The following is a 23887-nucleotide window of genomic DNA, read 5'->3' on the forward strand; positions in this document are numbered from 1 at the left end:
CCCGGCACGAGTCTCCGTTAGGACGTCAGTTCACCACCGTCCCCTGGGCGGGGCGGAGTTGGGACGTACCGTGCGGCGGCGGTCCGCCGGGGTCAGGTGAGCGCCGGGGCGGCGCAGCGGAGGGTGCCCGCCGTGGCGTCCAGCTCGGCGGCGACGCCCAGCGGAACGGTCAGCGCGGACGCGCCGTGCCCGAAGCCGAACTCCTCGGCGACCGGCACGCCGAGGCCGCCCAGCCGGTCCACCAGCACCTCCCGCACCCGTTCGTAGGGACCGCACTGCGCCCAGGAGCCGAGCACGATCCCGGCGACGCCGTCCAGCCAGCCGGCGCGCAGCAGCTGGGTCAACGCCCGGTCGATGCGGTACGGCGGCTCCCCGACGTCCTCCAGGAGCAGCAGGGCGCCCGCCGCGCCGGGGCGGGCCCGCGGCGTGCCCAACTCGCTGGCGAGCATGGCCAGACAGCCGCCCGCGGTGATCCCGCGGGCGCGCCCGGGCACCAGCGGCCGGGACGCCGGGGAGACGAGCGTGCGGACGGTCTCCGGCGCGAAGAGCGTGCGGCGCAGCTGCTCGCGGGTGGCGTCGTCCTTGAGGAAGACCTCACCCGCGACGGCCGGCCCGTGCAGGGTGGACACCCCGGCGCGGACCGCGAACGCCTCGTGCAGCACGGTGACGTCGCTGAAGCCGATCAGCGGTTTGGGGGCCGCGGCGCGGAGGGCGTCCCAGTCCAGCAGGTCGACCATCCGCTGAGCGCCGTAGCCGCCGCGCGCCGCGAACACCGCCTTGACGGACGGGTCGCACCAGGCGTCCTGGAAGTCGCGGGCCCGGTCCGCGTCGCCGCCCGCGAGGTGCCCCAGGACGGGGTGGACGTCCCGGACGTGGGGCGCGGGCACCGGGTCGAGGTCCCAGCCGCGCAGCACGTCCAGGCCGCGGTCCAGTCGCTCCGGCAGGATCGGGCCGCTGGGCGCGAGCACCACCACCCGGTCGCCGGCCCGCAGCCGCGGCGGCCGGCGCAGCCCGTCGGCCGGCGCGGTCGTCATCGGTGCAGCTCCAGTGCGGGTACGTCGTCGCGGCGGAAGCCGAAGGTCTGGGCGTAGAGGGAGAGTTCGGCCTCGACCGCCCGGACGATGGTGTCCGCGCGGCGGAAGCCGTGCCCCTCACCGGGGAACGTCAGATAGGCGTGCGGGATGCCCCGCCCGGCCACCGCGGCGAGGAAGCGGTCGCACTGGGCGGGCGGGCAGATCACGTCGTCCAGGCCCTGGAGCAGCAGGAACGGGGCGGTGATCCGGTCGGCGCGGTGCAGCGGCGAGCGTTCGCGGTAGCGGTCGGGGACGTCGGCGAGCGGGCCGATCAGCGACTCCAGGTACTGCGATTCGAAGTCATGGGTCTCACCGGTGGCCCAGCCGGCCAGGTCCAGGACGGGGTAGCTGATGGTGCCGCAGGCGTAGAGGTCGGTGGCGGTCAGCGAGGCGGCCGTGGTCCAGCCGCCGGCGCTGCCGCCGCGGAGGGCCAGCCGAGCGGGGTCGGCGGTGCCCTCGTCGGCGAGCGCCCGGGCGACGGCGGCGCAGTCCTCGACGTCCACCACGCCCCACTGCCCGCGCAGCCGCTCGCGGTAGGCGCGGCCGTAGCCCGTCGAGCCGCCGTAGTTGACCTCGGCGACGCCGATGCCGCGGGAGGTGAAGTACGCGATCTCCAGGTCGAGCACCATCGGGGCGTGGCTGGTGGGACCGCCGTGCGCCCACACCACGAAGGGCGGCAACTCGCCCTCGGGGGCGGTGTGGTCGGGGTGGTGCGGCGGATGGATGTGGGCGTGCACCTCCCGTCCGTCGGGGCCGCGGAAGGTACGGCTCCGGGGCCGGGGGTAGTAGGCGGGGTCGACGACGTCGACGTGCCGGCGGGCGATCACCCGGGCGCGGCCGGTGCAGGTGTCCAGCTCGACGATCTCGTACGAGCTGTGCGGGCCGGCGGCGATGCCGATGACCCGGCTGCCGTGCGCGGCGAGGGTGGACGCCCACTCCGTCCACGGACCCACCGCGTCGACGAGGTCCCCGGCGACCGGGTCGAGGATGCCGAGTGCGGTGGCGCCGCGGCCGTGGATGACCGCGAGGGTGCCGTTCTCCAGCGGCAGGAACCAGCGCTGTCCGAGGTTCCACAGCGGGCCGGCGAACTCCTCCTGCCGGCCGGGGCACAGGGCGTGGCGCACCGGCGCGCCGTCGCCGGCCGCGTCGAGGTCGAGGCGCTGCAGCTCCCACCAGCCGCCGAGGTCCGAGGCGCACAGCAGGGAACCGTCCGGGGCCCACTCGACCTGCGGGACGGACTCACCGCTCCCGCCGCCGCCCGGCGTGCCGGAGCCGCCCAGGGCCCCGGCGACCGGCCGGACGTCCTTGACCGTGCCCTCGGCGGTGACCTGGCCCAGCATCACCAGGGTGCCGTCCCAGGGCATGTGCGGGTGGTCCCAGGCGAGCCAGGCGACCCGCCGCCCGTCGGGGGAGAGCCGCGGGCCGGTCACGAAGCGGTGCCGGTCGTCACTCAACTCCCTTACCGAGTCACGTTGTTCGGCTGCCGAGCCGTCGAGCGGCACGGCCGCGACCACCCGGCGCACCTCGGTCGGCCGGTCTCCGGTGAACTCCTCCAGGACGCACCACACCTCGCCGCGCTCCGGGCACAGCACCGGATCGGCCCAGCGCAGTCCGCCGCCGGTGCCGGAGAGCGGGGTGAGCGGGCGCGGCGCGGCGCCGCTGTCGGGTTCGTAGGCGTAGAGCCGCTGGTCGGCGAAGTCGCTGAAGACGACGAGCGGGCCGCGCGCGGTGACCGTGCCGGCCCAGGGCTGGCCGCCGTACTCCAGCACCCGGCTGCGGACGTTCCAGGGCGCGGGCAGCACCGATTCGCACCGGCCGTCGGGCCGGCGGCGGACCAGGTCCCGCCGGCCGCCCTCGGCGGGCCGCGGCTCGGTCCACCACACCTCGTCGCCGACCGTGCCGACGAACGCCGGCCGGCCGTCGTGCGCCGCGACCGTGCGGGCGTCCACCGGCGACGGCCAGGTGCCGTAGGGGGCAGTGGTGACCATGGTGCGATTCCTCTCGTCCACCGGTCGGGCAGTGCGCGGCGCGGGGTCAGGCCGCGCGCAGGAAGTGATCGAGCACCCGGACCCCGAAGTGCAGTCCCTCGACCGGTACGCACTCGTCCACGCCGTGGAAGAGCGCCTGGTAGTCGAAGCCCTCGGGCAGCTTCAGCGGCGAGAAGCCGTAGCCGGTGATGCCCAGCCGGGAGAACTGCTTGGCGTCCGTGCCGCCGGACATGCAGTACGGCACGACGTGGCCGTCCGGGTCGAAGCGTTCGATCGACGCCCGCATCGCGGCGAAGGTCGGGGAGTCGACCGGGGCTTCCAGGGCGACCTCGCCGTGGTGGTAGTCCCAGCTGACCTCGGGCCCGGTGAGTTCGTCCATGGTCGTGCGGAACTCCGCCTCGCCGCCGGGGACCACCCGGCCGTCCACGTAGGCGACGGCCGACCCCGGGATGACATTGACCTTGTAACCCGCCGTCAGCATCGTCGGGTTGGCGCTGTTGCGGACGGTCGGCTCGACCAGTTTGGCGGACGGGCCGAGCTTGCCCAGCAGCGCGTCGACGTCGCAGTCCGGTGCCTCGACGTCCACCTCGATGGCGTGCAGCGCGGCGAGTTCGCGCAGCGCGGCCCGCACGGTCGGGGTGAGCCGGACCGGCCACTCGTGCTCGCCGATCCGGGCGACGGCGGCGGCGATCCGGCTGACGGCGTTGTCGCGGTTGACCTTCGAGCCGTGCCCGGCCCGGCCGCGGGCGGTCAGCTTCAGCCAGGCGGTACCGCGCTCGCCGGCCGCGATCGGGTAGAGCTGCATCCCGCCGCCGGCGTGGAAGGTGAAGGCCCCGGACTCGCTGATGCCTTCGGTGCAGCCCTCGAAGAGGCCGGGGTGGTGGTCGGCCAGGAAGCCCGAGCCGTCCTCGGCGCTGGCCTCCTCGTCGGCGGTGAAGGCCAGCACGATGTCCCGCCGCGGCCGCACGCCGGTGCGCGCCCACTGCCGTACGGCGGCGAGCACCATCGCGTCCATGTTCTTCATGTCGATGGCGCCCCGGCCCCAGACCACGCCGTCGCGGACCTCCCCGGAGAAGGGGTGCACGCTCCAGTCGGCGGGCTCGGCGGGCACCACGTCCAGATGGCCGTGGACCAGCAGCGCGTCCGCCGCGGGGTCGGTGCCGGCGATCCGGGCGACGACGTTGGTACGGCCCTTGCTGCGCTCCAGCAGCGTCGGTTCGATGCCCGCGTCGGCCAGCCGCTCGGCGACGTACTCGGCGGCCGGGCGCTCGCGGCAGGCGCCGTCGCCGGCGTTGCTGGTGTCGATCCGGATCAGGTCGGAGGTGAAGCGCACCACCTCGTCCAGCGCCTGCCGGTCCACCCCGGACGCCTGCCCGGCGACGGGGTCCGCGGTCCTTGCGACCTCAGCCATATTGTTCCTCCACGGCCGACGAGACGACGGTGGTCACCGTCTTGAAGCACCGGATGGCTTCGTACATGTTCTGACTGGTATACGCCACGCGGCGTTCCCCGCTGCGCTCCACGCCGGGCACGCAGGTCGCCGCGCCCACCAGATGCTCGGCGTCGAACTCCAACTCGAAGCGGAACGGGCCGCCGCGGACCGGTTCGTGGCGTACCGCGAGCGCCGCGCCCTTGCGGGCGGCGGCCCGGATGTCGGCGGCCGTGCGGGCCGGGGGCCGGCAGACCGCGGCGTAGCGCGACACATAGTCCTTGACCGCCACGCCGGGGGCCTGCGGGGCGTAGCCCAGGGCGTCCTGGCAGGTGCGGTCGTCGCCGGTGACCAGCACGACGGGCACGCCGTACTCGGCGACCACAAGGGAGTTGAGGTGGCCCTCGCTCGCCCGGGTGCCGTCGACCCAGACGCCGGTGAGCGAGTTGGCGAGGTAGGTGTGCGCGAGGACGCCCTCGGTGCCGGCCCCGGTGTGGTAGCCGACGAAGGCGATGCCGTCGACGTCGCCGTGCTGGACGCCCTCGACCATGCTCAGCGACTTGTGCTTGCCGGTGAGCATCTGCGCCCGCTCGTCGAGCTGTTCCAGCAGCAGATTGCGCATGGACCAGTGGGCCTCGTTGACCAGGACCTCATCGGCGCCGCCGTCGAAGAATCCGGCAATCGCCGCATTCACGTCGGACGTGAACATATGGCGGCAGCGCTCCCACTGCGGCGTACCGGGAAGCACGTCGGCGGGCCAGGTCACACCGGTCGCGCCTTCCATGTCGGCGGAGATGAGGATCTTCACATTCACCAGTCCTATCGCAGGTAGGAGGCGGTACGCACGAGTCCTGACATCACTCGTTCACAACGGTTTCGAGAGGCGCCGGGTGGGACTGTCCACCCTAACCAGGCGCGTGCGGGTGACGCCCCGTCCGACCCCTTTGCGGGCCCCGCCGTTGACCGCAACACCACTCACAGCAGGGCTCCGGAGTCCCCGAATGCTCGTGTGGCGCAGGATCCCACACAGTTTCTGTCGCAAAGCGGAAGGACTTCCGCCAGAATTCCGATCGAGTACCGACGGACTTCTGTCAGCTGCCGACGGCACTTGCCCGGTGAGGTAGAACATGCCGGACCGGCCTCCCACATGATGAGACAGAGGCAGAAACATGAGCAACGCAGTCAACGGCGTTCGGTTAGCGCAGCCCGACGACACGCGGGCCGACACCGATGAAGAGCAGCTGTCCAGGCTCACCGAACTGATCACCCAAGCCCTTTGCGAGCGCAATCCGCGCTTCCGGGAATTGCTGGAACACGGCGCCCACACCCAGGTCACCCGGCTGATCGCGGAGGTGCTGCGCGGCGGCCGGCCGCTGCCCGAGACCGTGCGGGCGGTCATGCTGCGCACCGGTACCGACATCCACCTCGTCGCGTCCGCGCTGGGCGACTGCCTCGTGAGCGGCCCCGACGAGGCGCCCGGGCTGCTGATCCCCGGCGCGCTCGCCGACGGCCCGGACGGGCGGGCCAGGCTCAAGGGCGTACTGCGCCACCGCGCGGCCGCGGTCGGTCACGCCGTGCCGGCACGGGACGCCGCGGCCTCCGTACGCGCGGCGTCCCGGCTGCTGGACCTGGCCTGCGCGCACGACGGTCCCGACGCCGGCGTGATGTTCGTCGACGACCACCTCTCCTCGCTGGTCCTGCTGGAGGACGAATCGCTGGCCCGCACCCTGATCGCCCGCCGCCTGAGCCCGCTCGCGGGACTGTCGGCGGAGCGGTGCGAGCGGCTGGAGGCCACGCTGCTGGCGTGGCTGGGCGGCATGGGGGCACCCGAGGTGGCCAAGGCGCTCAGCATCCATCCGCAGACGGTGCGCTACCGGATGCGCCAGTTGGAGAAGCTGTTCGGCGCCCGGCTCCGTGATCCGCGCACCCGCTTCGAGATCGAGATGGCGCTGCGCTGCCGGCGGTTGATCGCGGGCGCCCACCACCGCCGGGCGGCCGCGGCCCGCCGGGTCCCCCGCCAGCGACGCCCCGTACCGCGGCCCTAGGAGGCCCCTCCGGGCAGCCCGCCCCGATCTGTCCGGTTTGGCGAATGTCACACGCCACCACACGCCGCAAATATGGACAATTCACCCCACTCGCCCGGGGTGCCCGTTCGTGCGCCACGTATCGTCCAGCCTCATGCACGGAACCCGCACCTCGACCTGGACGCGCCGCGGGCTGGCCGCGGCGGCGGCCGCCGGATCGCTGCTCACGGTGCTCACCTCGGCCTCCTCCGCCTCGGCCGCGGCCGACACCGCCGACGCCCCGCTCGGCGGCAGCAAGGTCGTGTGCACCTCGAAGAAGCCCGGGCTGGCCCCGACGCTGTCCCGCGACCTCGCCGAAGCCCTCGACGGCCGCCAGGGCGCCTCGGCGCTGGCCGTCTACGACCGGCACACCGGGACGCACTGCGAGTTCCGGGCCGGCTCCCGCTTCGACTCGGCGAGCGTGGTCAAGGTCACCGTGCTCGGAGCGCTGCTGCGGCAGGCCCAGGAGGCGCACCGCGCGCTGACCCCGCAGGAGGTCCGGCTGACCACCGCCATGATCACCAAGTCGGACAACGCCGCGACCGACGCGCTGTGGCACCGGCTCGGGCCCGCCGCGGTCCGACACTTCCTGGCCCTGGCCGGGATGCGGGACACCGTTCCCGGTCAGGGCGGGTCCTGGGGCCTGACCCAGATCACCGCCGCCGACCAGCTCACGCTGATGCAGCTGCTCACCACGGACAACACGGTGCTCACCCCGTCCTCCCGCGGCTATGCGCTCGACCTGATGCACCGGGTCGCCCCCGACCAGCGCTGGGGCGTCCCCGCCGGCGCCCCGGCCTCGGCGAGCGTGCACGTCAAGAACGGCTGGCTGCCGCGCACGACCGGCGGCTGGCGGGTGCACAGCGTCGGCACCTTCACCGACAACGGTCACGACTACGGGATGGCCGTCCTCTCGACCGGAAGCCGCACCATGGGCGACGGCGTGACCACCGTCGAGAGCGCCGCCCGCGTCGTCCACCGCGACCTCCAGGGCTGACCCCCGGCCGGCACCGGCCGGCTCCACGCGGGGGCCGCCGTCCCGGCAGCGCGAGACCGGCACGCCCCCGCCGCCGCGCCTGATCACCGGCGAACTCCCGTAGCAGCGCGATCAGTTCACGCCCGGACAGCCGCCGGCCGGCCGCGGTCGGCGCCGCTCCGCGCGGGCGGCACCGCCCTCGGTCATGACTCCCCCGCGATCTCCCCCACAGGGTGCGACTGTGCACTCGCCCGGGTGACCCGCCGCGCGTTCGCCCCCGCGGGCCGCCGAACGGCGATATCAACGCCCAATGACGCAGGCAGACCTCACCGGAGTTCCCGAGACGGCGTTGTGGACGCTCCATCACCGGGCCGCCGAAGCAGCCCGCCCCGACACGGTGCTGCCCGACCCCCACGCCGTACAGCTCGTCGCCGAGCTGGAGTTCCCCTTCGAGGAGCGGCTGGGCACCGTCCGCCCCTGGGTGGCACAGGCCATCGCCCTGCGCGCCCTTGGCTTCGACCGGGTCGTGCGCGACTTCCTCGCCCTCCACCCGGACGGCACGGTGATCGCCCTCGGCGAGGGGCTGGAGACCCAGTTCTGGCGGGTGGACAACGGCAGCGTCCGATGGGTCAGCGTCGATCTGGCCGGCCCGCTGGCGCTGCGCGAGCGCGTCCTGCCGCACGGGCCCCGGCAGCGGCTCATCGCCTGCGACGTCCGCGCCACCACGTGGCTGGCGCACGTCGACGCCTCCCGCGGGGTGCTGGTGACCGCGCAGGGCCTGCTGATGTACCTCCAGCGGGCCCAGGCCATCGGGCTGCTCGCCGCCTGCGCCGGGGCGTTCCCCGGCGGCACGATGGTGTTCGACACCGTCTCCCGACGTTTCAGCGCCCGCACCCGCGCCGGCGCGAAGGGACCGGGCGGCCATCGTCTGCCCGCCATGTCCTGGGGCATGGACGCATCCGAGCGCCACCAGCTGCACACCGTCCACCCCGCCGTCACGGAGGTGACCGACGTCCCCCTGCCTGCCGGCCGCGGCCTGGTCGGCTACCTCGCGCCGCGCGCCGGGACCCTGCCGCTGCTCCGCGGCGACCGCCCGCTCATCACCCGGCTCCGTTTCGGCGCCGACCCACGCCCCGGAGAAACTCCGCCACCCGCCCGGCGATCCGCTCCGGACACGCACCACTGATCGCATGTGACACCTCCGGCCACACCTCGACCGCGGCCCGGCGTACGCGCCGGGCCGCGGCCCGCTCGGCGCCGTGCACGCTGCCCCGGCCGGCGAGCGGTGCGAGGACCGGGACGCCGATGGCGCGCAACTCGTGCGCGCAGGGCAGCGCCGGGGGCATCCCGGTGAGGGGCCCCACCACGGCACCACCCCCTCACCAGGGCCGCCCCGTCCGCGTTCCGATTCCCCTAACTTCGTTACGAACCAGGGCAGTTCGACCCTTCAGCTCTCCGTTGCCGCCGCGCCGAGGAAGGCCGCCACGGTCGCGGAGAAGGCGGCGGGGTCGTCGAGCCACGGGTAGTGGCCGGTGTCCGGCAGGACGGTCAGTTCGCCGCGTGGGAACGCCTCGGCCACGGTGGCGGCGACACGGGGCAGCGGGCCGCCGTCCCATGCGCCGGCCAGGACCAGGACCGGGGCCGCCAGCCAGGCGAGGGCGGCGCGGGCGGCCGCCGGGTCGAAGGCGCCGGCCGCGGCGTAGCGCTCCGCGGCCGGCTCGTTGGTCCGGGCCACCTCGTCGGCGGCGTGCGCCCGGGCGGCGGCGTCCCAACGGCCGTAGAAGAAGGGCGTCGCGGCGTCCCATTCGGCGTCGGTCGCGGAACCGGTCCAGACGGCGTCGAAGGCGGCACGGGCGCCGGGGAACCACGGTTCGGCCGCGCGCAGGTCGGCCGCCTCCCGGCGGTGCTCGACGGTGAAGTCCACGCCCAGGGCGCGGGCACGCGGGGTGACCAGGGTGAGGGAGCGGACACGGTGCGGGTGACGGGCCGCGTACAGCAGGGCGAGATCGCCGGCGGCGGAGTGCGCGAGGAGGTCGACGCGGGGCAGCCCGAGGTGCTCGCACAGCGCCTCGACGTCGGCGACCTGCCGGTCACAGCGGTAGGTCGCCGGGTCGGCGGGGACGCCGGAGTCGCCGGTGCCGCGCAGGTCGAGCCGCACCAGCCGGCGGTGCCGCGACAGGCCGCCCAGATCGCCGAGGTAGTCGGAGGCGCGCATGGGGCCACCGGGGAGACAGAGCAGCGGCTCGCCCTCCCCCACGAGGTGGTAGGCGAGGGCGGTGCCGTCGGGTGCGGTGAAGGTGGGCATGGCGCCATGTTCGGCACCGCACGATGATCTTGGCAAGGGATATAGGGCGCGGCGGCCGGGGCGAGCGCCTCCGTCCGCCGCGCCGGGAGGCGGACGCTCAGTCCTCGTGGCCGAGTTGCAGGTCCCGTTCGGTGCGGCCGCCGCCGGCCACCTGGAGGACGGTGGCCACCGGCGGGTATCCGGCGGCGATCACGGTGTACTCACCGGCCGACAGGTCCACGAAGCGGAACAGGCCGTCGGGGCCGGTGGTGGCGGTGTCGACGACGTTGCCGGCGGCGTCCAGGAGGGTGACCCGGGCGTCCTCTACCGGACGCCCGCCGCCGGCCCGGACCGTCCCGCGCAGCACCGCCCCGCCGGCGAGTTCGATGTCCTGGCGGGTCTCCCGGGACGCCTGGACGGTGACCGGCAGGGCGGCCGGGCGGAACGCCGGGGCGCTGGAGGCGAGGGTGTACTCGCCGGCCACCAACTCGCCGATCACATAGCCGCCCTCGCGGCCGCTGCGGGTGGTCGCGACGACCTCGCCGCGGACGTCGGTGAGGGTGACCATGGCGTCGCGGACGGGGGTGCCGTCGCCGGTGGTGACGGTGCCCGCGAGGCGCCCGGCGCCGCCGAGCACCACGTCCAGCTCGACCGGGCGCTCGCCGACGGTGACGCTGACCGCCTGCGGCTGGTGCCCGCCGGCCGCCGCGATGAGCACGTACGAGCCGGTGCCCGGCGTGCTCAGCGCGTACCGCCCGTCCTCGCCGGTGGCGCCGCGGCCGATCTGCCGCCCGGCGACGTCGATCAGGGTGAGTGCGGCGCGCGGCACGATGGAGCCGTCGTGGTGCTGGACGGTGCCGCAGACGGGGACGCCGGAGTGGCCGGCCGCCGCGTAGGCGTGGCCCTTGCGGTAACTGCCGGCGGGGCCACGGGAGTTGACCGGCGACTGGTCGGCGGCGGGACGGGCCTGCGGCACGGCGGCGGTGTCGGCCCCGTCGCCGTACGGCGGGTGCGGGGTCGGGGCGGCCTGCGGGGCATGAGAGGTGTGGGACACCAGCGGTTTCTCTTTCAGGAAGAGGGCGAGCACGAAGCCCAGGACGAGCACCGGCACGAAGTAGAAGAAGATCCCCGGCATGGCGTGCGCGTAGGCGGCGACATAGCTGTCGCGCAGCGAGGCGGGCAGCGCGCGCACCAGTTGCGGGGTGATCGACTCCGGATCGGGCAGCCGCGTCGACGCCGGAAGCCGGTCGTCGAGGCGGCGGGCCAGCCGGTCGGCGAGGAGGGTGCCGAAGAGGGCCGCGCCGACGCTGCCGCCGATCTGCCGGAAGTAGTTGTTGGCGCTGGTCGCGGTCCCCAGGTCGGAGCGGCGTACGGAGTTCTGCACGGCGAGCACCAGCACCGGCAGCACGCAGCCGAGACCGAGGCCGAGGACGCCCATCCAGAGGCTGTACACCTCGCGCGGGGTGTCCTGCTGGAGTCGCGTCAGCAGCCACATCCCCACCGCGGCCGCCGCGCAGCCCAGGAGGGGGAAGACCTTGTAGCGGCCGGTGCGGCTGATCAGCAGGCCGGAGACGACGGACGCCAGCACGATGCCGCCCATCATGGGCAGCATCAGCAGCCCGGAGGCGGTGGCGGAGGCGCCGTCGACCATCTGCAGGAAGGTCGGCAGGTAGCTCGCCGCGCCGAAGAGCGCGAGGCCGACGGCGGCGCCGATCAGGCCGGTGATGTTGAAGACCGAGTCGCGGAACAGCCGCAGCGGGATGAGCGGTTCGGCCGCGAAGTACTCGACGGCCAGGAACAGCAGGGCGGTGCCGAGCGCTCCGGCACCGAGGCCGAGGATGACGCGCGAGTTCCAGGCGTACTCGGTGCCGCCCCAACTGGTCAGCAGCACCAGGCAGGTGGAGAAGGCGGCGAGCAGCAGCGCGCCGGCGATGTCCAGCTTGGGGCGGCCGGCGGGCCGGGGCAGCTTGAGGACGAAGGCGATGAGCAGCAGCGTCAGCGCGCCGAACGGGACGTTCAGGTAGAAGCACCAGCGCCAGGAGACGTGGTCGGTGCAGAATCCGCCGATCAGCGGCCCGGCCACGGAGGCGATGCCGAAGGCCGCGCCGATCAGCCCCAGGTAGCGGCCGCGGGCCCGGGGCGGCACGACGTCGGCGATGATCGCCTGCACGCCGATCATGAGCCCGCCGCCGCCGGCGCCCTGGACGGCCCGGAAGAGCACCAGTTCGTGCATCGTGCGGGACCAGCCGGCCAGCGCCGAGCCGGCGGTGAAGACGACGATGGCGAAGAGGAAGACGGGCTTGCGGCCGAAGAGGTCGCCGAGCTTGCCGTACAGCGGCAGGCCGATGGTCGAGGCAAGGAGGTAGGAGGTCACCGCCCACGACATCGAGCCCAGGCCGTGCAGCTCGCCGACGATCTTCGGGAGCGCGGTGGCGACGACCGTCTGGTCGAGGGCCGCGAGCAGCAGCGTCAGCATCAGCCCGAGGAAGACCGCGCGGAAGCGGCGCGGGCCGAGCGCCACCGGCGCGCCCCCGCCCGGTCCGGTCGCTCGCGTCGCGGCGGCGGCCGGAGCCGGTGTCGCGCCGGGCGCGGGCGGGCCGGTCCGGCCGGCCCGCGCGCTCAGGGTGGTCCCGCCCACGTACTGCTCCCCTCGTCACGCCTGTTGCCGCCCAATTTCTCGCATCGGGCGACAACAGCGATCAAGCGGGACGAAGGGGGATCTGCCGGGCGGGACCGGACGTCAAGTACGTTGCCCCGGGCGCCCATTGGGCTCCCATCAGGGCTTTCGGTACGGAAGCGTTCCGACGGGCCGCACACTTCGGCTCACCGGAAACCACCCGAACCGGTGAGTGTGACGACACGCGCCCAAGGTGACGGAAGTGACGCGGCGTCACTTCTCCATGTGGGCGGCGAGCTTGGCGAGCAGCGCGTCGTAGATCCGCCCGAGACCCTTCGGCGCGAAGGTCCGCTCGAAGAAGCCGCCGACGCCGCCGGCGCCCTGCCAGGTCGTGGTGACGACGACCTTGGCGCGCTTCTCACCGGCCGGGGTGACGACCCAGGTGGTCACCATGGAGGAGTTGCGGTCCTTCTCCACGAGCTGGCCCTCGGTCGGCTCGTCGACCTCCAGCAGGCAGTCGCGCACCCGCTTGCTCGTGGCCTGGAGCTTCCAGTGAACGAGGGTGCCCTTGCCGTCGCCGCCCTCGCGGACCTCGTACTCGCTGAAGTGCTCCGGCAGCAGCTGCCGGCGCGTGCCGGCGTAGTCGGCGAGCGCGTCGAACACGTCCTCCGGGTCCGCCGCGATCTCGCGCTGCGTGGTGGCCTCGACCTGCCCCATGTGCGTCTTCCTCCAGTAGTCGGCTGCCGGTCCTGCGATCGCCGCCAAGCCAACCACCACTGGGGGGCACGCCCAAAATCCGGGTTGACGAACCACAAGGGAACACGTGTTCTATTATGACGAACGGGGGGTCGGCAGGATCCAGAAGGAGGCCCGATGCGCTGGGAAAATCTGGGCGAAAGCCCCTCCGCGCTGTTCGGCACGGACGTCGTCAGCCGGACGATCGACACCCCCGAGTTCCGCGGGATCACCTTCCACGAGGTACGCGCCCGCTCGATCGTCAACCGCGTACCGGGCGCCTCCCGGATGCCGTTCGAATGGACGGTGAACCCCTACCGCGGCTGCAGTCACGCCTGCGTCTACTGCTTCGCCCGCAAGACGCACAGCTATCTCGACCTGGACACCGGGCTGGGCTTCGACTCCCAGATCGTGGTGAAGGTCAACGCCCCCGAGCTGCTCCGCCGCGAGCTGGCCGGGCGCCGCTGGCGCGGCGAGCACATAGCGATGGGCACGAACGTCGACTGCTACCAGCGCGCCGAGGGCCGCTACCGCCTGATGCCCGGCATCCTCGCGGCGCTGCGCGACCACGCCAACCCGTTCTCGATCCTCACCAAGGGCACGCTGATCCTGCGCGACCTGGAGCTGCTCCGGCAGTCCGCCGCGGTCACCGACATCGGCATCTCGGTCTCCGTCGGCTTCCTGGACCGCGAGCTGTGGCGCACGGTCGAGCCCGGCACCCCGGCACCGGACCGCCGGCTGGACGTGGTGCGTACGCTGACCGCGCACGGCATCCCGTGCGGTGTCCTGATGGCCCCGGTGATCCCGTTCCTCGGCGACACCCCGGAGCAGTTGCGGGCCACGGTCCGCGCCGTCGCGGAGGCGGGCGCGGGCTCCGTCACCCCGCTGGTGCTGCACCTGCGGCCCGGCGCCCGGGAGTGGTTCATGGCCTGGCTGGGCCACCACCACCCCCAGCTGGTGCGGCGCTACGAGACGATGTACGCGGACGGCGCCTACGCGCCCAAGTGGTACCAGCGCCGGATCACCCGCCAGGTCCACGAACTCGCCACGGAGTACGGCATCGGGCCGACCCGGCCGGGCGCGGCCCGCCGCATCCCGCCGCCCCCGGTCCCCGCGGCCGACCCGGCCGGAACCGCCGCGGAACCCACCCAGTTGACCCTGCTCTGACGCCTGACGGCGGCCCGGCAGGACCGCCCGCTCACCCCGCGGGGACCACCGCGTCCAGGGCCCGCGCCAGACGGTCGCGCGCCTCCGTCTGGGCGGCGATCCGCTCGTCGATCGCGGCGAGCCGCTCACGGGCGATCCGCAGCCCCTCGGCGGACGGCGGGGCGGTGGTCAGGTCGCCGTCCAGGCACACGGCGAAGCACCGGACGTCGGCGAGGGTGAGCCCGGCCGTCAGCAGATGCCGGATGTTGCGCACCCGTACGGCCGTGCGCGCGTCGTAGACGCGATAGCCGTTCGCGCCCCGCTCGGAGGCGATCAGCCCCTCGCGCTCGTAATGGCGCAGCGCGCGCGGCGACGCGCCGGTGATCCGCGCCAGTTCGCCGATCCGCATCAGGGCTCCTTCCGGGGGCCGCCGGTTTCCGCACCGTTCTACAGGACGGCCGGCGGACGGAAACCGTCAGCCCACCACCGCTCCCCCGTCGACCGGCAGCACCACCCCGGTCACGAACGAGGCGGCGGGCGCGGCGAGCCGGGTGACGGCCCAGGCCACCTCTTCGGGGCGGCCCACCCGGCCCATGGGTGTGTGCGCGATCTGCCACTTCCGTACGGCCGCCCGCTGCTCCGCGGACCAGCCCTGGTGCAGCGCGATCGGCGTCTCGATCGCGCCGGGAGCGACCGCGACGACCCGGACGCCGCGCGGTGCGAGTTCCACCGCCCAGCTGCGGGTGAGGAGTTCGAGGGCGGTCTTGGTCGCCGCGTAGACCGCGTTGCCGGGCCAGCCCCGCTGGCCGACGGAGGTGCTGACGTTGACCACCACCCCACCGGTCCGCTCCAGGTGCGGCAGGGCCTCCTGGGTGAGCAGCACGGGGGCGACGAGATTCGTCGCCAGGAGGGGCGCCATGCCCTCCCGGGTGTAGCTGCCGAGCGCGCCGTCGCCCACCACCGCGGCGTTGTTGACCAGTACGTCGAGCCGGCCGTACCGCTCCACCGCGTGGCGGACGACGGCCTCGGGTGCCCCGTCCGCGGTGATGTCGGCGACGCAGGGCGTGATCCCGCCGCCCCCGGAGCCGTCCGTCGCCGCTGCCGCGTCGGCCGCCCCCGCCAGCGGCTCGGCCCGGCGGCCCACCGCCACCACCCGTGCCCCCTCCGCCGCGAAGGCGAGCGCGGTGGCGCGTCCGATGCCGGTACCGGCCCCGGTGACGAGCACGACCCTGCGATCCGATCCCGTTCCGGGCATGTCCGGCCCGGTCTGCGTGGTGCGTTCCATGCCGGAAGTCTCAAACCCTGACGCCTGTGACAAGGTCAAGCGGCACCTCCCCCGTCGGCCGGCCGGACTCCCCGCGGACCGCGGCGCTCTCGGTAATCCGCTTGACCGTGCCCCTACCCTCTCCGGCATGAACAGTTCCACGGGCAGTACGCGTTCCGGGCACCGGCAGCCGCACCCCGTGCGCATACGGGAGATGACCGAGGCCGATGTCGACGGGGTCTCGGCGGTCCGGGTCCGCGGCTGGCAGGCGGCCTACCGCGGGCTGATGCCGCAGGCGTATCTGGACGCGATGAGCGTGACGGCGGACGCCGAGCGGCGGCGGTCGTGGTTCGCGCGCCGGTCACCGGAGGTGGCCGACCTGGTGGCGGAGGCGGCCGGCGAGGTGATCGGCTGGGCGTCGGTCGGCCCGGCCCGTGATCCCGACATCGCCCCGGGCGCCGAGGAGTTGCCCGCGCCCCGGCCGACCGCCGGTGAGCTGTTCGCCCTGTACGTGACGCCCCGGCTGATCGGCACCGGCGTCGGACGCGCCCTGCTGGCCGCCGCCACGGACCACGCCGGGACGAAGGGGTTCCGCGCCCTCTACCTGTGGGTGGTCCGCGGCAACACCCGGGCCCGGCGGTTCTACGAGCGGGCCGGCTTCGAACCGGACGGGGTGGAGGAGACGTACGAGGTGGGCGGCCGGAGCGTCCCCGAGCTGCGTTACCGGCGCCCGCTGACCGCGGGGACGCCGTAGCCACGGTGGACACCGTCGGGGACGCTGGAGCGGCGGCCCCCGAAGTCCATGATCGGACGGCGTGCGGCGAACGCGCCGTGCGCCCGTTTGCCTCCTTCTGAGGTTTATGACTCCTGGGCGCGAGTCCGCCCCCTTTCACGCCGTATCGGCGTGCCCTCCCTCCTGTTTGGCTTACTCCTGCACACGGCCACCTCGTTCCCCACCGGCCGTTCTGCTCACTTCTGTTCACGTCCCGGGAGGGAAAGTGTCCGTACCGGACAGTGTCACCGGTTCCGCCACCGACGAGCCCGCTCTCGAACCATCCGCAGACGGTGCGCCCACCAGCCTCGGCACACAGGCCGCGCGTCAGCTGGCGACCACCACCAAGTCCGAGCCCCAGATGCAGGCCATCACCTCGCGGTGGCTGCTGAAGTCGCTGCCGTGGGTGGACGTCAAGGGTGGCACCTACCGGGTCAACCGGCGTCTGCAACTCCGCGTCGGCCGGGGCCGTGTCGAGTTCGAGCAGAACGGTGCGGACGACATCAGGGTGATCCCGCGGACGCTCACCGAGCTGCCCGCCCTGCGCGGCTACGACGACGGCGAGGTCCTCAAGGAGATCGCCGGCCGCTTCCGGGTCCGGGAGGTGCGGGCCGGCCAGGTGCTCTTCGAGGCCGGGGAGCCCGCCACCGAGGCGTACCTCGTCGTGCACGGCCGCTTCGCCCGCTACACGGCCGGCAAGTACGGCGAGGAGGAGGTCATCGGCGTCGTCACGGACGGCGACCAGATGGGGGACGAGGCGCTCGGCCGGCCCGCCCCGCTGTGGCAGAGCTCGGTACGGGCCGAGACGGCCGGTGTCCTGATGGTGCTGCCCTGGGACGTGCTGCGGGAGTTCACCGACCGGGTGCCGTCCCTGGCCGCCCATCTGACGGCGTACGCGGAGCGGCAGCAGCGCCCCGTGAACCGCAAGGGCGAGGCGGAGGTTCCGGTGCGGGCGGGCCACGTCGGCGAGCCCACGCTGTCCGGCGGCTTCGTCGACTACGACCTCGCCCCGCGCGAGTACGAGCTCTCCCTGACCCAGACCGTGCTGCGGGTGCACAGCCGGGTCGCCGACCTCTACAACGAGCCGATGGACCAGACCCAGCAGCAACTCCGCCTCACCGTGGAGGAGATCCGCGAGCGCCAGGAGTGGGAGCTGGTCAACAACCGGGAGTTCGGGCTGCTGCACAACGCCGACTACGGGCAGCGGATCAGCACCTACAGCGGCCCGCCCACCCCCGACGACATGGACGAGCTGTTGTCCATGCGCCGCAAGACACGGCTGTTCCTGGCCCACCCGAAGGCGATCGCCGCCTTCTTCCGGCAGTGCAACAAGCGCGGCCTGGTGCCGGGCACCGCGAACGTCGACGGGCACGAGGTCCCCGCCTGGCGCGGCGTCCCGATCTTCCCGTGCGGCAAGATCCCGATCAGCGAGACGCACACCAGCAGCATCATCGCGCTGCGCACCGGTGAGGCGGACCAGGGCGTCGTCGGCCTGTACCAGACCGGCCTCCCCGAGGAGTTCCAGCCCGGCCTCAATGTCCGCTTCATGGGGATCGACCAGGCCGCCGTCATCAAGTACCTCGTCACGGCCTACTACTCGCTGGCCATCCTCGTGCCCGACGCGGCCGGGGTCCTGGAGAACGTCCAGATCGGCCGGAACGCCGACTGACCCGGTGGAGTCCCGAACCATGAGCACGCCCCCGCACACCACCGCCGGGTTCACCCTGCCCGGCCCGCCGAGAATCGCCCCCGCGCCGCGGAACCGGCGCGGCGGCGCCGTCCCCGGGCTGAGGTACCGGCCCGCCGCCCCCGCCGACCCCGAGAAGGTCAGGGAGATCGACCGCAGACTGGAGACCTGGGCCCGCGAGCTGGATCTGTTCCCCTCGGAGTGGAGCGGGGACTTCGCGGAGTTCCAGTTCGGCCGGGCCGTCGTCCTCCAGCACCCCGGTGCCGCCGACCTCGAACGCCTCACCGCCGCGGGCAAGTTGCTGCTGGCGGAGAACATCGTCGACAACTGCTACTGCGAGGAGGACGAGGGCAGGGGCGGCGCGCACCGCGGCCTGGGCGGCCGGCTGATCCTGGCCCAATCGGCCCTCGACCCGTACCACGGCACCCCCGAACACGAGGCGGAGTGGCGCCGCGGCGTGCAGGCCGACGGGCCGCTGCGCTCGTACCACGTGGCCCTGAAGGACTACGCGGCCCTCGCCACCCCCAGCCAGACCGACCGGTTCGTCCACGACATCGCCCGGCTGCACCTCGGCTACCTCGCCGAGGCCGCCTGGGCGGAGACGCGGCACGCGCCCAAGGTCTGGGAGTACCTGGTGATGCGGCAGTTCAACAACTTCCGCCCCTGTCTGTCCATCGTCGACGCCATCGACGGCTACGAGCTGCCCGAGGCGCTCTACGCCCGTCCCGAGATCCAGCGGGTCACCGCGCTGGCCTGCAACGCCACGACCATCGTCAACGACCTGTACTCGTTCACCAGGGAGCTGGCGAGCGATCCCCACCACCTGAACCTGCCGCAAGTGGTCGCCGCCAACGACCAACGCGGACTGAAGGCCGCGTACCTGAAGAGCGTCGAGATCCACAACCAGATCATGGAGGCGTTCGAGACGGAGTCGGCCCTGCTGGCCGCCACCTCTCCCCTCGTCGAACGGTACCTCCAGGGCCTGGCCGACTGGGTCTCCGGCAACCACGAGTGGCACGCCACCAACACCGACCGCTACCAGCTGCCGAACTACTGGTAGACCGCACCGCGCACCACAGCAAGGAGTCACCGTTGACCATCGCGCACGCCGACACCGCCCGCACACCGGTGCCGACCCAGTCCACGTACCAGTCCCGCGTCGCGGACTACTGGAACGCCGAGGAAAACCCGGTCAACCTCGAACTCGGAAAGATCGACGACCTCTACCACCACCACTACGGCATCGGGGACGCCGACCGGTCGGTGCTCGACGAGCCGGACCCCGACCGGCGCCGGGAGCGGGTCACCGCCGAACTGCACCGTCTGGAACACGCCCAGGCCGAACTCCTCGCCTCCCACCTCGGCGACGTCTCCCCCGCCGACCGGGTCTTCGACGCCGGGTGCGGACGCGGTGGTGGCAGCGTGGTCGCGCACCAGCGCTACGGCTGCCACACCGACGGGGCCACCATCTCCGCCAAGCAGGCGGACTTCGCCAACGAGCAGGCCCGCAAGCGCGGCATCGACGACAAGGTGCGCTACCACCACCGCAACATGCTCGACACCGGCTTCACCGCCGGCGCGTACGCGGCGTCCTGGAACAACGAGTCGTCCATGTACGTCGAGCTGGACCTGCTCTTCGCCGAGCACGCGCGGCTGCTGCGGCGCGGGGGACGCTATGTGGTGATCACCGGCTGCTACAACGACGCCTACGGGCGCGCCTCCCGCGAGGTGTCGCTGATCAACGCCCACTACATCTGCGACATCCATCCCCGCTCTGCGTACTTCCGCGCGATGGCCCGCAACCGGCTCGTGCCGGTGCACGTCGAGGACCTGACGGCGGCCGCGCTGCCGTACTGGGAGCTGCGCCGGGAGGCCGACCATCTGGTCACCGGCATCGAGGACACCTTCCTCAACGCCTACCGCAACGGCAGCTTCCAGTACCTGCTGATCGCCGCCGACCGGGTGTGAGGACGCCGGGGCCGCGTCGCGCGTCGGCGCGGCGCGGCCCCGGCGAGGTCCTCAGGTCTCCCGCTCCGCCGGCGTGGTCCCGCTGCCGCGCTGCTCCGGCACCTCGTGCACCCCCAGCCGTGCCAGCGACGCCGCCGCGGCGGCGGCCAGCCGGGGGTGCGCGACAGCGGCGGTGAGCGCCGGGACGGCCCGCCGGTCGCCCAGCGCGCCCAGGCCCTCCACGCAGGCGAGCGCCACCCGCCAGTAGGGGTTGTGCGGGGTCAGCAGCCGCTCCAGCGTCGCGATCAGCGCCGGTACGGACTGGGGCGCGCGCAGCTCGGCGAGCAACCGGACCGGGTGCAGGGCGTAGGCGGTGCGCAGCGGGTTGGTGGCGAGCGCGGCCGCCGCACGAGCGGTCCGCGGGTCGCCGAGCCGGCTCAGCGCGTGCGCGGCGGTCGCGCAGCGCACCGGATCGCGGTAGTTCAGCAGCAGGACGAGCGTCTCGAAGGCGCGCTTGTCGCCGGCGCAGCCGAGGATGAACGCGGCGATCTCCCTGGCCCACAGCGGGCGTTCCACGGCGACCAGCATCCGGGCCAGCTCCTCCCGCCCGGCGGGGGTGTTCTTGCGGGCCAGCCCCAGTAACCGCTCGTAGGCGACCAGGTCCTGTGGGGAGCGGAGTTCGGCCCGCACCCGGTCCGTCAACTCGTGGAATTCGTCTTCCATTTGCCGCTTCCCTCCCGCCGGGCCGCCCCGGTCCCTGCGACGTGGCCTGCACCACAGCCTAATGACCCCGACTACCCCTGGCGCTCTGGTTACCCACCGGTTAACCTGCTGGGACGAGCAGCACCCCTGCTCGGGCGGCCTGGTGACGCAGCCGCCACAGAGTGAAGTCGGTTCGGCACAGCACGACACACCTACGGAGACGACGGCACGGCCCCGGGACAGGGCCCGCCCCACCTCCGCTCCCGCCGGCGCTGCCAGCAGCGCTGCGGCCGCTCGCGGCGTCCTGCCGCGGCTCCGCCGCCGCGCCTTTCCCAGGCCACGCGTCCGCGCGGACACCCTCAGTCGTCACTTCTCCCCTGCCTTCAGGGGAACACCCTCAGGAGTCTCGCGATGGGCCCTCACTCCACCCCTGATCTGCCAACTGAAGCCGCCCCCTTGTCCCTGGCCACCGTGGCCGTCGTCGGGCTGGGCACCATGGGCACCGGCCTCGCCGAGGTCCTGACCCGGGCCGGCCGCGAGGTCATCGGCATCGACACCGACGAAGCCGCGGCCCGCCGTGCCGTCGCCGCCCTGGAGGCCGCCACCGCCCGCGCGGTGCGGCGGGAGCGGATCACCGAGCGCGAGCGCCAGGACGCGCTGGCCCGCTTCCGCACCTTCACCGACCTGCAGGCCGCCGCGGACGCCGACCTCGTCATCGAGGTGGTGCCCGAGGACTACGACCTCAAGCGCCGGGTCTTCGCCGAACTGGACGCCGTGGTGCGCCCGGACGCCATCCTCGCCACCGGCACCAACGCCCTGTCCGTGACCCGGCTCGCGGCCGACTCGCAGCGCCCCGAGCGGGTGCTCGGCGTGCACTTCTTCAACCCCGCGCCGGCCATGAAGCTGGTCGAGGTGGTCTCCTCGGTCCTCACCGCGCCGACCGCGGTCGCGGCCGTCACCCAGCTCGCCCGCGACCTGGGCAAGGACCCCATCGCGGTCGGCGACCGGCCCGGATTCGTCGCCGACGGCCTGCTCTTCGGCTACCTCAACCAGGCCGCGGCGATGTACGAGTCCAAGTACGCGACCCGGGAGGACATCGACGCCGCGATGCGGCTCGGCTGCGGTCTGCCCATGGGCCCGCTGGCACTGCTCGACCTGATCGGTGTGGACACCGCCCGTACGGTCCTGGAGGCGATGTACGCCGAGTCCCAGGACCGGCTGCACGCGCCCGCCCCGATCCTGGGGCAGCTGGCCGAGGCCGGGCTGACCGGCCGCAAGGCGGGCCGCGGCTTCTACACCTACGAGGCCCCCGGCAGCGGCACGGTGGTCCCGGACGCGGAGAGCCCGGCCCCCGCCGACGCGCTCGGCACCGGCCGTACGGTCGCCGCCGTGGGCGTCGCCGGGTCCGGCACGATGGCGAGCGGCATCGCCGAGGTGTTCGCCAAGGCGGGCTTCAAGGTCGTGCTGGCCGCCCGCAGCGCGGAGAAGGCGGAGCAGGCCAAGGCCCGGATCGCCAAGTCGCTGGGGCGCTCGGTGGACAAGGGCCGGATGACCGCCGAGGCCCGGGACGCCGCGCTGGACGCGATCACCCCGGCCGGGTCGCTCGACGCGTTCGGCGACGTGGATCTGGCGGTCGAGGCGGTGGCCGAGGACCTCGCGGTCAAGCAGGAGCTGTTCCGGACGCTGGACAAGGTCTGCAAGCCCGGCGCCGTGCTGGCCACCACGACCTCGTCGCTGCCCGTCGTCGCCTGCGCCCGCGCCACCTCGCGCCCGCAGGACGTCATCGGCATGCACTTCTTCAACCCGGCACCCGCCATGAAGCTGGTCGAGGTGGTGCGTACGGTCCTGACGGCCGACGACGTGCACGCCACCGTGCGGGCGGTCTGCACCAAGGTCCGCAAGCACCCGGTGGACTGCGGCGACCGGGCCGGATTCATCGTGAACGCGCTGCTGTTCCCGTACCTGAACAACGCGATCAAGATGGTCGAGCAGCACTACGCGACCCTCGACGACATCGACGCCGCCATGAAGCTCGGCGGCGGCTACCCGATGGGCCCCTTCGAACTCCTCGACGTGGTCGGCCTGGACGTGTCCCTGGCCATCGAGAAGGTGCTGCACGCCGAGTTCCGCGACCCGGGGCTCGCCCCGGCGCCGCTGCTGGAGCACCTCGTCGCGGCCGGCTGCCTCGGCCGCAAGACCGGTCGCGGCTTCCGTGAGTACGCCCGGCGCTGACCCGTGGCGCCACCCCCGCCCGGCAGGGGGAGGCTGGGGTGGACTGCTGGAACCCGATGGCGGTCCACCCCCGCTCACAAGGGCGGTGGCGGCACCTCATGCCGCAGGTCGCGTAAATATGCAGTACCGTCCCCACATGTCCCAGCCCGCTCGTACGCAGCCCTCCGACACCCCCGACGCCACTTCTCCCGGCACTCGCCGCGCGGCCGCGCAACGGCTCAAGATGCGCCGCGAATTGTCGGCGGCGGCCATGGAGCTGTTCGCGACCAAGGGCTACGAGGCGACGACGGTCGACGAGATCGCGGCGGCCGCGGGCGTCGCCCGGCGCACCTTCTTCCGCCACTTCCGCTCCAAGGAAGAGGCGATCTTCCCCGACCACGACGACACCCTCGTACGGGCCGAGGCCGTCCTGGACGCCGCCCCGCCGCACGAGAACCCGCTCGACACGGTCTGCCGCGGCATCAAGGAGGTCATGCGGATGTACGCGGCCTCCCCGGCCGTCTCGGTGGCCCGCTACCGCCTCACCCGCGAGGTACCCACCCTCCGGGAGGCCGAGATCGCCTCGGTGGCCCGCTACGAGCGGCTGTTCACCCGCTATCTGCTGGGCCACTTCGACGAGGGCGCGCACCGCGAGGGCGACGACGACCCGCTGCTCGCCGAGGTCGCCGCGTCCGCCGTGGTCACCGCGCACAACCACGTCCTGCGGCGCTGGCTGCGGGCCGGCGCGGAGGGCGATGTCGAGGCACAGCTCGACCACGCCTTCGAGATCGTCCGGGAGACCTTCGGCGCCGGCATCGGCGCCGGCCGCACCACCACCGGGGAGCAGCCCCCGGCGGCCGTCTCCAGGGAGGGCGAGGTGCTGGTCGCGGTGGCCCGCACGGACGCCCCGCTGGAGGAGGTCATGCGCACGATCCGCAAGGCCATCAAGGAACGGAAGTAGCGGCGGCACCTCCACCACCGCACACCGTCGCG

The 23887-nt window shown here is 73.5% G+C and carries 20 protein-coding genes; 10 read left to right on the forward strand and 10 right to left on the reverse strand.

Annotated elements, in window-relative coordinates:
• Positions 1-92: 92 nt before the first annotated feature.
• Genes SL103_RS24260 through SL103_RS24275 form a run of 4 tightly spaced genes read right to left on the reverse strand, consistent with a single transcriptional unit; the run spans position 93 to position 5298 of the window.
• The gene (locus SL103_RS24260; protein WP_069571060.1) at positions 93-1034 is read right to left on the reverse strand and encodes a S66 peptidase family protein; all 942 of its coding nucleotides are present in this window, start codon (positions 1032-1034) and stop codon (positions 93-95) included.
• A complete protein-coding gene (locus tag SL103_RS24265; RefSeq protein ID WP_069571061.1) occupies positions 1031-3061 on the reverse strand; it encodes a S9 family peptidase in 2031 nt (676 codons plus the stop codon). Before SL103_RS24265 ends, SL103_RS24260 begins: the two co-directional genes overlap by 4 nt.
• A 46-nt stretch (positions 3062-3107) precedes the next feature.
• Positions 3108-4472 (reverse strand): M20/M25/M40 family metallo-hydrolase, encoded by a 1365-nt coding sequence (locus tag SL103_RS24270; RefSeq protein WP_069571062.1) that lies wholly within the window; start codon positions 4470-4472, stop codon positions 3108-3110.
• Entirely contained in the window at positions 4465-5298 is an 834-nt protein-coding gene (locus SL103_RS24275; RefSeq protein ID WP_069571063.1) for a M55 family metallopeptidase, read from the reverse strand. Before SL103_RS24275 ends, SL103_RS24270 begins: the two co-directional genes overlap by 8 nt.
• Positions 5299-5659: 361 nt before the next feature.
• Between SL103_RS24275 and SL103_RS24280 the strand changes: the two genes are divergently transcribed.
• From SL103_RS24280 to SL103_RS24290, 3 genes are all read left to right on the forward strand, one after another.
• Positions 5660-6535 (forward strand): helix-turn-helix domain-containing protein, encoded by an 876-nt coding sequence (locus SL103_RS24280; protein ID WP_244304025.1) that lies wholly within the window; start codon positions 5660-5662, stop codon positions 6533-6535.
• 133 nt (positions 6536-6668) lie between these two features.
• Positions 6669-7550, forward strand: coding sequence for a serine hydrolase (locus tag SL103_RS24285; RefSeq protein ID WP_069571064.1), 882 nt, complete (start codon positions 6669-6671; stop codon positions 7548-7550).
• A 289-nt stretch (positions 7551-7839) separates the two neighbouring features.
• Positions 7840-8715: a class I SAM-dependent methyltransferase gene (locus SL103_RS24290; RefSeq protein WP_069571065.1), complete on the forward strand. Its 876-nt coding sequence runs from the start codon at positions 7840-7842 to the stop codon at positions 8713-8715.
• 261 nt (positions 8716-8976) lie between these two features.
• On the opposite strand, the gene SL103_RS24295 is transcribed toward SL103_RS24290, so the two are convergent.
• The 3 genes from SL103_RS24295 to SL103_RS24305 form a co-directional block, all read right to left on the reverse strand.
• The gene (locus tag SL103_RS24295) at positions 8977-9834 is read right to left on the reverse strand and encodes an alpha/beta fold hydrolase (protein WP_069571066.1); all 858 of its coding nucleotides are present in this window, start codon (positions 9832-9834) and stop codon (positions 8977-8979) included.
• A gap of 97 nt (positions 9835-9931) precedes the next feature.
• A complete protein-coding gene (locus tag SL103_RS24300; RefSeq protein ID WP_069571067.1) occupies positions 9932-12451 on the reverse strand; it encodes an MFS transporter in 2520 nt (839 codons plus the stop codon).
• Between the two features lie 252 nt (positions 12452-12703).
• A complete protein-coding gene (locus SL103_RS24305) occupies positions 12704-13147 on the reverse strand; it encodes an SRPBCC family protein (protein WP_069571068.1) in 444 nt (147 codons plus the stop codon).
• 156 nt (positions 13148-13303) lie between these two features.
• Between SL103_RS24305 and SL103_RS24310 the strand changes: the two genes are divergently transcribed.
• Complete coding sequence (locus SL103_RS24310; protein ID WP_069571069.1) at positions 13304-14332, forward strand: Rv2578c family radical SAM protein; 1029 nt, start codon at positions 13304-13306, stop codon at positions 14330-14332.
• A 31-nt stretch (positions 14333-14363) separates the two neighbouring features.
• On the opposite strand, the gene SL103_RS24315 is transcribed toward SL103_RS24310, so the two are convergent.
• Together SL103_RS24315 and SL103_RS24320 are read right to left on the reverse strand one after the other, a co-directional pair.
• A complete protein-coding gene (locus tag SL103_RS24315) occupies positions 14364-14720 on the reverse strand; it encodes a MerR family transcriptional regulator (protein ID WP_069571070.1) in 357 nt (118 codons plus the stop codon).
• Between the two features lie 66 nt (positions 14721-14786).
• Positions 14787-15596 carry an SDR family NAD(P)-dependent oxidoreductase gene (locus tag SL103_RS24320; protein WP_069571071.1) on the reverse strand — a complete coding sequence of 270 codons (810 nt, stop codon included), beginning with the start codon at positions 15594-15596 and terminating at the stop codon, positions 14787-14789.
• Positions 15597-15789: 193 nt separating this feature from the next.
• Here SL103_RS24320 and SL103_RS24325 point away from each other — a divergent pair, with 193 nt between their 5' ends.
• The 4 genes from SL103_RS24325 (at position 15790) to SL103_RS24340 (ending at position 20002) form a co-directional block, all read left to right on the forward strand.
• Positions 15790-16329, forward strand: a complete 540-nt coding sequence (locus tag SL103_RS24325) for a GNAT family N-acetyltransferase (protein WP_069571072.1) — start codon at positions 15790-15792, stop codon at positions 16327-16329.
• Between the two features lie 244 nt (positions 16330-16573).
• Positions 16574-18016, forward strand: coding sequence for a family 2B encapsulin nanocompartment shell protein (locus SL103_RS24330; RefSeq protein WP_069571073.1), 1443 nt, complete (start codon positions 16574-16576; stop codon positions 18014-18016).
• A gap of 19 nt (positions 18017-18035) precedes the next feature.
• The gene (locus SL103_RS24335; RefSeq protein ID WP_069571074.1) at positions 18036-19094 is read left to right on the forward strand and encodes a family 2 encapsulin nanocompartment cargo protein terpene cyclase; all 1059 of its coding nucleotides are present in this window, start codon (positions 18036-18038) and stop codon (positions 19092-19094) included.
• A gap of 32 nt (positions 19095-19126) precedes the next feature.
• On the forward strand, positions 19127-20002 hold the full coding sequence (locus tag SL103_RS24340; RefSeq protein WP_069571075.1) for a geranyl diphosphate 2-C-methyltransferase: 876 nt from the start codon (positions 19127-19129) through the stop codon (positions 20000-20002).
• A 51-nt stretch (positions 20003-20053) separates the two neighbouring features.
• Here the strand turns inward: SL103_RS24340 and SL103_RS24345 are convergent, their stop codons facing one another.
• Complete coding sequence (locus SL103_RS24345) at positions 20054-20704, reverse strand: HEAT repeat domain-containing protein (protein WP_069571076.1); 651 nt, start codon at positions 20702-20704, stop codon at positions 20054-20056.
• 390 nt (positions 20705-21094) lie between these two features.
• On the opposite strand from SL103_RS24345, the gene SL103_RS24350 reads away from it, so the two are divergent.
• Together SL103_RS24350 and SL103_RS24355 are read left to right on the forward strand one after the other, a co-directional pair.
• A complete protein-coding gene (locus SL103_RS24350) occupies positions 21095-22915 on the forward strand; it encodes a 3-hydroxyacyl-CoA dehydrogenase family protein (RefSeq protein ID WP_069571077.1) in 1821 nt (606 codons plus the stop codon).
• A gap of 136 nt (positions 22916-23051) precedes the next feature.
• Positions 23052-23855, forward strand: coding sequence for a TetR family transcriptional regulator (locus SL103_RS24355; RefSeq protein WP_208869942.1), 804 nt, complete (start codon positions 23052-23054; stop codon positions 23853-23855).
• The last annotated feature ends 32 nt before the right edge of the window (positions 23856-23887 follow it).

The organism is Streptomyces lydicus, assembly GCF_001729485.1.
In the GTDB taxonomy this organism is placed as follows: Bacteria; Actinomycetota; Actinomycetes; order Streptomycetales; family Streptomycetaceae; genus Streptomyces; species Streptomyces lydicus_D.